Here is a 9,092-nt window from a genome sequence, read left to right as displayed (position 1 = left end):
CGATTTCGAGTCCGCTGAACTTCAGATTCGGGACACTAGAGCCCCGTTCCGATTCCATCGGAACGGAAAAGGCTCTAGCGGTACTATTCAATATCGATCGCAACGCCGCTGAGCTTCCACGTCCCTTCCGATTCGATGAAGCCAAGCTGGTATTTGACCTGCTTGGGCGCCGTCTGGAAACGGCCCTTCAGTTTCAACACGCCCTGTTCGTCGATCCTGGCGTCCTCGTCGATAATCATTTTTTGCGCCACCACGGCGTCGAACACCGCGTGCTTCTCGACCAGGTCCTTGAACACGGCCCGCAGCTTTTCCGGCGGGAACTGCTCGCGAAACGGTTTTGAGATCTTGGCGTGGAGGACGGTGAAATTGTCGGATCCGACCGCGTCGTTCAGCGTCACCAGAATGCTTTTCACCAGCACCTCCTGAGCGGCCGGGCCGGGCATGTCGAGCGCGAAGGTCTTGATGGGACACGCGGCCATCAACGCCATAACGGCCGCAGCCAACCCCTGATGTGCCCATCGACGCATCGGACGACCTCATCTGCCGGCGATGGCATCAGTGTCGGCCCGACCCCGCGTTCTCTCGAACCGAACCATCGCGCGTCCGATTGTCTCACAAAGATGAAGGCGCTGCCACCGTCCCTGGCCGATCTTCGCATCGGCGTCGCCGCACGTTCAGGCCAGATAGCGGATCGCTTCCGCGAGCAACCGATCCGCCGGCTCCGCCGAGGCGTCCAGCGTCAGCCTTGCATCGGTCCACGCCTCATATTCGGCGCGCCGTTGTTCGACCCTGGCCCAGTCGATCTCGGCCATCCCTTCGATATTGCGGATACGGGCGTCGATACGGCGGCGGTGGATCGCCTGGTCGACGCAGATGCATTCGATGATCTTCAAATCCGCGCGATATTTTGCCGCAAGCTTTCGCCACGCCGCGCGCGGGGACTCGACCGGATTGACCGCGTCGATCAGGACGGAATGATTGAGCCGCAATTGTTCTGCTGCCAGGGCTTGTGCGACCTCATAGGCCGCGATCCCCGTTTGATCCCGCAAGAGGCCGCCGCGCCACATCGCCGCCTCGATCGGATCGACCGACAATAGCGGCAGCGAAAAATGCCGGGAAAGCCCTTCCGCCAGCGTGCTCTTCCCGGAACCGGGAAGTCCGGCCATCACAATGAGCTTCAGCGTGGTCATCGGACGCTTACATCCGTGGCAGGGGTGATATAGTCAGCGGCCCGTAGTTTCCCCGGGTGCCTGCGCCTTGATCGCCAGCGCGTGCACGGACCCCTTGAGTTCCGCGTCGAGCGTCGCATTGACCATGCGATGGCGTTCGATCCGGCTCTTCCCTTCGAAGGCCGGCGACACAATATATACCCGGAAGTGTGTCTCGCCGCCCGGCCTGTGGCCGGCATGGCCCTCATGCAGATGTGATTCGTCTGTTACGTCGAGGCTTTCGGGTACGAAAGCTTCACGCAACTTGTTTATGATATCGTCCTTGGTGCTCATGACGGCGGCATTACGTCCGGGACCGTTTTTCGTCAATGCCAGATCGGAACAGAGGTATTCGCAATGTCAAGACTTGAAGCCTTGGGCATTGCGTAGTCAAAGTCAGCCATGCCAATCGATTCATCCAAATTCTTCGACTCCATTCGCATCAAGCCCAACAAGCTGAGCGCGAAGCAGCAGGCTGCGGCGCGCGAAGAATCCGCCATGTGCGAATGGCCGGAGTGCAAGAACAAGGGCCCGCACCGCGCGCCCAAGGGCCGTGAGAACTCGAAAGAGTACTGGCACTTCTGTCTCAACCACGTCCGCGAATACAACCAGGGCTACAATTTCTTCCAGGGCATGAGCGCCGACTCCGTCGCGCGCTACCAGAAGGATGCGCTGACCGGCCACCGCCCGACCTGGAAGATGGGCGCCAACGGCGGCAAGAAGGGCAAGGCCGGCGCCGAGCCCGATATCGACGCCGCTTCCGATCCGTTCAGTATGTTCTCGGAGCTCAACGGCCGCGGCCGTTGGCGGCCTGGTCCGGGAGGCGCTGCCGGCGAGACCAAGCCCGAAACCCGAAAAGTGATGAACGCCGAGCGCAAGGCACTGCAGGTGATGGGACTCGGGCCCGATGCGACGCTGGAAACGGTGAAGGCAAAATACAAGCTGCTGGTGAAGCAGCACCATCCCGACGCCAATGGCGGCGACCGCTCCACCGAGGACCGCCTGATCGAGATCATCAAGGCGTATAATTACCTCAAGACGGTAGTGCGCGGGGCGTAATTGTTTGTCGTCCCGGCCTAGTGCAATTGCGCACGGGGGGCCGGGACCCATAGCCACCGTCGGTCTTTGTCTTACACGCCGGTCGTGATCTTCTTTTTGCAACAATACAGGCCGCGGCGTATGGGCCCCGGCTCAAGGCCGGGGCGACACGCGCAGATATCTGCGTAGAGTCACTTAGGCATCGGGCCGATATACGCCGAGCTCGGCCGGATCAGCCGCCCCGTGCGCTGCTGTTCGCGGGCGTGTGCGGTCCAGCCGGCGGCGCGCGCCACCGCAAAGATCGGCGTAAACGCCTGGCGCGGGATTTTCAGCGCGTCGAGCAGGATCGCGGTGAAGAATTCCACATTGGTATCGAGCGGCCGGTCCGGATTTTTCCGCTTCAAGGCGTCGCGGATATAGGCCTCGACTTCGCCCGCGAACGGCAGATCCATGCCGCTGCCGGCGAGTCGCTCGATCGCGCCCTTGAGCACGTCGGCGCGGGGATCGCGCACCCGATAGACGCGATGGCCAAAGCCCATCAGCCGCTCGCCGCGCGCCAGTGCGCTGTCGACCCAGGGCTTGATGCGTTCGCTCGATCCGATGGCGTCGAGCATTTCCAGCACCGGCTCCGGCGCGCCGCCATGCAGCGGCCCCGTCAGCGCGCAATAGCCGCCCGTCACCGCCGCAAACAGATCGGCATGGGTCGAGGCAATGACGCGCGTCGTGAAGGTCGAGGCGTTCATGCCGTGGTCGCACACCGTGACGAAATAGGCGTCGAGCGCCGCCGCTTCGCGCCCGTCGGGCTTGCGGCCGAGCATCATCGACAGCGTGTCGGCTGCATGGCTCGCGGTCGGATCGGGCGGCACGGGATCGTTGCCCTTGGCGCGCTGCGCCAGCGCGCCTGCGATGACAGGAAATGCGCCGACAATGGTGGCCTCGTGCGTCAGTCCCGCTTCCGCGCGCAGCCCCGCGATCGCCGCGCGAAAACCATCGACGATCGACAGACCTCGCGTGCTTCTCAACAGTTCCGGCAGCCGGGCGAAGGCGCGTTCGCGCCCGGCGCCAAGCGCGGCGCGCACCGCGGCCTCGCCGACCGGCTGGCCGGTGCCGCCGCTCCATAGGCGGGCGGTAACGCCCTCGAACCCGGTCTTGCGCGCCAGTTCGCCGACGCGCTCGCCGGCAATGATCAATTCGCCGCGCTCGCCGTCGACATGGCTCAGCACGGTTTCCGCGGCGGGGACGCCGTCGAGGCCGATCGGGGTCTTTGAAAGCTGCATGTTCATGGTCGGATCTCCTTTGTGCACCGCAAAGGTCGGCCCTCTCGACAGATTGATCAATCTTGATTATGTAAATCAATATGAAAAAATCCGCCGGCCTTTATCTATCGGCCCGCGAGGCATCCGCCGAACTCGCGATCTCGCAGGCGACGCTCTACGCCTATGTCAGCCGCGGCCTGATCCGCTCCGAGCCGTCGGCCGATTCGCGCAGCCACCGCTACCGGGCCGAGGACGTCCGCACGCTGAAGGAGCGGCGGGCGCCGGCGCCGGAGCCGCGCGGGATGCGCAGTTTCGATGCGGATTTGCCGGTGATGGATTCGGCGATCGCGACCATCACCGAGGACGGCCCGATCTATCGCGGTGTCAACTGCGTCGATCTCGCCGAGCGCGATACGCTCGAACATGCCGCCACGCTGCTGTGGGACGTCACCGGCGTCGACCCGTTTGCATCAGATAATTGCCCGTCGATCTCGGATGAAATGCGCGCGGTGGCCGAGGCCGCCCGCGGCGCCAACGCGATCGATCGCGCCATTGCGGTGCTGGCGCTGGCGGCCGTTGCCGATCCGCGCGCCTTTACCCGCGCGCCCGAGGGACGCGCGATGGTCGGCGGCCGCATCCTGCGTCTGGTGGTCGCGACCATGCTGAACGCGAAGACCTCGCCGCAGCCGCTGCACCTGCAGATCGCCAGGGCCTGGGCGCCCGATCACAAGCACGCCGCCGATCTGATACGCCGCGCGCTGGTGCTGCTGGCGGATCATGAATTGAACGCTTCGACCTTCACCGTGCGCTGCGCGGCGTCGACCGGCCTGAACCTCTATGACGCGATGATCGCGGGCCTCGTCGCCCTGAAAGGTCCCAGGCATGGCGGCGCCGGCGTGCTGGCGGCGCAGCTGCTCAAGACGCTCGTGAAGGGCGACGTCGCGCCCCTGATTCGCGAACGGGTGGCGCTGGGCGAGCGTTTCGCGGGCTTCGGCCACGGCGTCTACAAGCTCGGGGATCCCCGCGCGCAGGCCTTGCTGGAGGCTTTGGCGCGCTCCGGCGCAGAGCGCAAACTGACCCACGAAATCCCGGAACGCATTGCGGAAGCGACCGGCGAATTCGTCAATATCGACTATGCGCTGGCGGTGCTGGTGCACACGCTGGGCCTGCCGCCGGGCCATGAGCTGGTGCTGTTTTCGATGGCCCGCACGGTCGGATGGATCGCGCATGCGAGCGAACAATTGCGCCAGGAGCGGCTGATTCGCCCGCGGGCGCGCTATGTTGGCCCTGCGCCTGGACGCGCCCGGATTACTTGACCGGCCTGGTCGGCTCGATCACGCCGCCGCCCTGGCGGCGGCGGATGATCCAAATCGCAAGCGCGATAACCAGCGCACCGACCAGCACCGCGAGCACCCAGAGATGCTTGGCCGTGCCGTGATGATGCCCGAAATATTCGTGCAGCACGGAGATTGCGAATACGCCCGGCAGCACATGGGCCATCGCCCAGAGCAGGATGGCCGGAATATTCACGCCGTAGAACCGCAGCGGCGGCATGCCCAGCGCGCCCGCCGTGACCGGTACGAAGGCGCGGATCGGCGGCACGAAACGCGCAAAGAACACCGCAAGCGCGCCACGGCTTTCGAAGAAGGCTTCGCTCTGCGCCACCACGGCGGGATAGTTCTTCAGCGGCCAGACGCTGAGAATCTCGCGCTGCGAGCGATGGCCAACCCAGAACGCGGTGCCGTCGCCGAGTGCGGCCCCGGCAATCGCCGCCGCCAGCACCGCCCACAATTTCAGTTCGCCGCCCGGCACCAGCGCGCTCAAGGCGAGGATGATGGTCGATCCCGGCACCAGCGAGCCGACCACCGGAACGGCTTCCAGCAGGGCGGCGAGGAACAGCGTCAGGTAGGCAAGCCACGGATGGGCCGAGACAAAAGCGATCAGAGGGTCGAGGAAGGAGGCCACAAATTCCCGTTGCGGTCGCGTGGTTTGCCTGACGGCCCAGACCTAACAACTCGCCAAGGGGCCGGGAAGAGCCGTCCCGAGGGGCCGGTTCCGGGGCGGCTTGCCCGGCCACCCGGCAAAAGTACGGCGTGATTCGCAGGGCTGCCCTCCAAAAATCGAGTTCAGTGCCTATCTCAATGATAAGGCAGCGGAACTTTCATTGCGCGGCGGGCTTCTTCCGGCCGTTGCTCTCTGCTAGGTTCGCAGCCAGCACCCATCCGCAGCCATTCAACAAATCTGGTTTCGGGAACGCCCGGGACCTCGGAGGATTGATGACGACCGCCGCCATGAGCAAGAATACGGAACCCGTCGGTCTGCCCGATATGAAGGTGTCGGTCCGGCAGGTCTTTGGAATCGATAGTGATCTCGAAGTGCCCGCCTATTCCGAAGTCGACCCGCACGTGCCGGAAGTCGATTCGGATTACCGCTTCGACCGCGCCACCACGCTTGCGATCCTCGCCGGTTTTGCCAAGAACCGCCGCGTCATGGTCACCGGCTATCACGGCACCGGTAAATCGACCCATATCGAGCAGGTCGCAGCGCGGCTGAACTGGCCCTGCGTGCGCGTCAACCTCGACAGCCATATCAGCCGTATCGACCTGGTCGGCAAGGACTCCATCGTCGTGCGGGACGGCAAGCAGGTCACGGAATTCCGCGACGGCATTCTGCCCTGGGCGCTGCAGCACAACATCGCGCTGGTGTTCGACGAATACGACGCCGGCCGTCCCGACGTGATGTTCGTGATCCAGCGCGTGCTGGAAGTCTCCGGCCGCCTGACGCTGCTCGACCAGAACAAGGTGATCAAGCCGCACCCGTCGTTCCGCCTGTTCTCGACCGCCAACACGGTCGGTCTCGGTGATACGTCGGGCCTCTATCACGGCACCCAGCAGATCAACCAGGGCCAGATGGACCGCTGGTCGATCGTCACCACGCTGAATTATCTGGCGCATGACGAGGAAGTCGAAATCGTGCTCGCCAAGGCGAAGCACTATCGCACGCAGGAAGGCCGCGACATCGTCAACAAGATGGTGCGGCTTGCCGATCTCACCCGAAACGCGTTCGCCAATGGCGACCTCTCGACGGTGATGAGCCCGCGCACGGTGATCACCTGGGCGGAGAACGCCGATATCTTCTCCGATATCGGCTTTGCGTTCCGCGTCACCTTCCTCAACAAGTGCGACGAACTGGAACGGCCGCTGGTGGCTGAATTCTATCAGCGCTGCTTCAACGCGGAGCTGGCCGAGAGTTCGGTCAACGTGGCGCTCAGCTAGCCCATGCCAACCATTTCCGTCGAGCGCACCATTGGAAAGACCAAGAAGGCGGTGCTCGGCGGATTGATCGGCTACAACACCGAGAAGATGGGGAAGCAGAAATACAAGCGCCTCGCCATCTCCTTGCGCGAAGGCGACAAGATCGTCGGCGGGATTGTCGGTGAGGTCTGGACCACGGTGCTGTTCATACAGTTGTTCTGGATGGAGCAGAAACTTCGCGGCAAGGATTTTGGAACAAAGCTGATCAAGGCGATTGAAGACGAAGCGAGACGGTTTGGGGCTACGCGGTCCTATCTCGATACGATGAGTTTTCAGGCGCCGGGTTTCTACCGCGCCTGCGGCTATGAGGAATTCGGTTCGATCGACGGTTATCCTGAAGGCGTGACGCGCCATTGGTTCACGAAAGCGCTATGAGCACATCCAACTCCAAATTCCGCACCGGATCCAAGGAAGCGCCGACCGAGCCGTTCAAGCGCGCGGTGACGTCGTGCCTGCGCGCGATCGCAAAGGCCCCCGAACTCGAAGTGACGTTCGCGGCCGAACGTCCGGGTCTCGCGCCGGGCAAGGCCCGGCTGCCCGAACCTGCGCGCAAAATGACGAAACGCGATGCCGCGATCGTGCGCGGCCATGCCGACTCGATCGCGCTGAAACTCGCCTGTCACGATCCAAAAGTTCACCGCAAGCTGATGCCGGGCAATCCGCAGGCGCGCGGCGTGTTCGAGGCGGTCGAGCAGGCGCGCGTCGAAGCGATCGGCTCGCGGCGGATGGCCGGTGTCGCGAAAAACCTCACCGCGATGCTCGACGATCATTTCCATCGCGGCAAGTTCGACGAGATCACCGACCGCGCCGACGCGCCGCTGTCGGATGCGCTGGCGATGCTGGTGCGCGAACGGCTGACCGGCATGGCGCCGCCGGCGGCGGCGAAGAAGATGGTCGACCTCTGGCGTCCGGTGCTGGAAGACAGGATCGGCGCGCGCCTCGATCAATTGAGCCGCGTTACCGAAGACCAGGCCAAGTTCGGCGACCTCGTGCACGATCTGCTGTCGGCGCTCGACCTTGGCGACGACCGCAACGCCGATGCCGACGACGACGAGAACAACGAGGAGAATCAGGACGGCGAGAACGATCAGTCCGGCGCCGAAGGTTCGCCCGACTCTGACGCCGCGCAGGAAATGAGCGCCGATCAGGCCCAGGCCTCGACCGACGAAATGTCTGAAAGTGCGATGGAAAGCGCGCAGGCTTCCACGTCGGACACCTTCGACGACGGCGAACTCGGCGACGACGAGACCCCGGGCGAGGCGACGCGGCCGAATTCGCGCGGCGCCAACGAACCGCGCGGGCCGGAATATCACGCCTTTGCGCCGAAGTTCGACGAGGTGATCGCGGCCGAAGATCTCTGCGACCATGACGAGCTGGAACGGCTGCGCAGCTATCTCGACAAGCAGCTCGCGCATCTGCAGGGCATCGTCGCGCGGCTGGCCAACCGGCTGCAGCGCCGCTTGATGGCGCAGCAGAACCGCGCCTGGGAGTTCGATCTCGAGGAAGGCATCCTTGATCCGGCGCGGCTGTCGCGCGTGGTCACCGATCCTTATCATCCGCTCTCGTTCATGCACGAGAAGGAAGCGACCTTCCGCGACACCGTGGTGACGTTGCTGCTGGACAATTCCGGTTCGATGCGCGGCCGTCCCATTACGGTGGCGGCGACCTGTGCGGACATTCTGGCGCGCACGCTGGAGCGGTGCGGCGTCAAGGTCGAGATCCTCGGCTTCACCACGCGGGCCTGGAAGGGCGGGCAGTCCCGCGAGGCGTGGCTTGCCGCCGGCAAGCCGGCCAATCCTGGCCGGCTGAACGACCTGCGCCACATCATCTACAAATCCGCCGACGCCCCCTGGCGCCGCGCGCGGAAAAATCTCGGGCTGATGATGCGCGAGGGGCTTTTGAAGGAAAACATCGACGGCGAGGCGCTGGATTGGGCGCACAAGCGCCTGCTCGGACGTCCTGAGCAGCGCAAGATCCTGATGATGATTTCCGACGGCGCGCCGGTCGACGATTCCACGCTGTCGGTCAACCCGGGCAATTACCTCGAGCGGCATCTGCGCCACATCATCGAAGAGATCGAAACCCGTTCGCCGGTCGAACTGATCGCGATCGGCATCGGTCACGACGTGACGCGGTATTATCGCCGTGCGGTTACCATCGTCGATGCCGAGGAACTCGGCGGCGCCATCACCGAAAAGCTTGCCGAGCTCTTCAGCGAGACCCACGGCGCCGCACCCACGACAACGCGCCGGCCACGCCGTCTGCATTCCTGAGAG

10 protein-coding genes are annotated in these 9,092 nt (G+C 64.1%); 5 read left to right on the top strand and 5 right to left on the bottom strand.

Features of this window, described 5'->3' with window-relative positions; translation table 11 throughout:
• Positions 1 to 83: 83 nt before the first annotated feature.
• From JQ574_RS06700 to JQ574_RS06690, 3 genes are all read right to left on the bottom strand, one after another.
• Positions 84 to 527 carry a hypothetical protein gene (locus tag JQ574_RS06700; protein ID WP_249119144.1) on the bottom strand — a complete coding sequence of 148 codons (444 nt, stop codon included), beginning with the start codon at positions 525 to 527 and terminating at the stop codon, positions 84 to 86.
• Between the two features lie 147 nt (positions 528 to 674).
• The gene (locus JQ574_RS06695) at positions 675 to 1,190 is read right to left on the bottom strand and encodes an ATP-binding protein (RefSeq protein ID WP_212209773.1); all 516 of its coding nucleotides are present in this window, start codon (positions 1,188 to 1,190) and stop codon (positions 675 to 677) included.
• A gap of 33 nt (positions 1,191 to 1,223) precedes the next feature.
• Positions 1,224 to 1,502, bottom strand: coding sequence for a BolA family transcriptional regulator (locus tag JQ574_RS06690; protein WP_212209772.1), 279 nt, complete (start codon positions 1,500 to 1,502; stop codon positions 1,224 to 1,226).
• Between the two features lie 108 nt (positions 1,503 to 1,610).
• Between JQ574_RS06690 and JQ574_RS06685 the strand changes: the two genes are divergently transcribed.
• Positions 1,611 to 2,267, top strand: coding sequence for a J domain-containing protein (locus tag JQ574_RS06685; RefSeq protein ID WP_212037041.1), 657 nt, complete (start codon positions 1,611 to 1,613; stop codon positions 2,265 to 2,267).
• 170 nt (positions 2,268 to 2,437) lie between these two features.
• Here the strand turns inward: JQ574_RS06685 and JQ574_RS06680 are convergent, their stop codons facing one another.
• Positions 2,438 to 3,529 carry a citrate synthase/methylcitrate synthase gene (locus JQ574_RS06680; RefSeq protein ID WP_212209771.1) on the bottom strand — a complete coding sequence of 364 codons (1,092 nt, stop codon included), beginning with the start codon at positions 3,527 to 3,529 and terminating at the stop codon, positions 2,438 to 2,440.
• Between the two features lie 74 nt (positions 3,530 to 3,603).
• Here JQ574_RS06680 and JQ574_RS06675 point away from each other — a divergent pair, with 74 nt between their 5' ends.
• Complete coding sequence (locus tag JQ574_RS06675; RefSeq protein ID WP_212209770.1) at positions 3,604 to 4,818, top strand: citrate synthase family protein; 1,215 nt, start codon at positions 3,604 to 3,606, stop codon at positions 4,816 to 4,818.
• On the opposite strand, the gene JQ574_RS06670 is transcribed toward JQ574_RS06675, so the two are convergent.
• Positions 4,811 to 5,467: a DedA family protein gene (locus JQ574_RS06670; protein WP_212209769.1), complete on the bottom strand. Its 657-nt coding sequence runs from the start codon at positions 5,465 to 5,467 to the stop codon at positions 4,811 to 4,813. The two genes, JQ574_RS06675 and JQ574_RS06670, sit on opposite strands and share 8 nt — an antisense overlap.
• A 311-nt stretch (positions 5,468 to 5,778) precedes the next feature.
• Between JQ574_RS06670 and cobS the strand changes: the two genes are divergently transcribed.
• Genes cobS through cobT form a run of 3 tightly spaced genes read left to right on the top strand, consistent with a single transcriptional unit; the run spans position 5,779 to position 9,089 of the window.
• Positions 5,779 to 6,777: a cobaltochelatase subunit CobS gene (gene cobS, locus JQ574_RS06665; RefSeq protein WP_212209768.1), complete on the top strand. Its 999-nt coding sequence runs from the start codon at positions 5,779 to 5,781 to the stop codon at positions 6,775 to 6,777.
• Positions 6,778 to 6,780: 3 nt separating this feature from the next.
• Positions 6,781 to 7,191: a GNAT family N-acetyltransferase gene (locus tag JQ574_RS06660; RefSeq protein WP_212209767.1), complete on the top strand. Its 411-nt coding sequence runs from the start codon at positions 6,781 to 6,783 to the stop codon at positions 7,189 to 7,191.
• On the top strand, positions 7,188 to 9,089 hold the full coding sequence (gene cobT / locus JQ574_RS06655) for a cobaltochelatase subunit CobT (protein WP_212209766.1): 1,902 nt from the start codon (positions 7,188 to 7,190) through the stop codon (positions 9,087 to 9,089). Before JQ574_RS06660 ends, cobT begins: the two co-directional genes overlap by 4 nt.
• The last annotated feature ends 3 nt before the right edge of the window (positions 9,090 to 9,092 follow it).

Source organism: Bradyrhizobium sp. AUGA SZCCT0158 (genome assembly GCF_018130065.1).
Lineage (GTDB): Bacteria > Pseudomonadota > Alphaproteobacteria > Rhizobiales > Xanthobacteraceae > Bradyrhizobium.
This window is presented reverse-complemented; position numbering and strand designations above follow the sequence as displayed.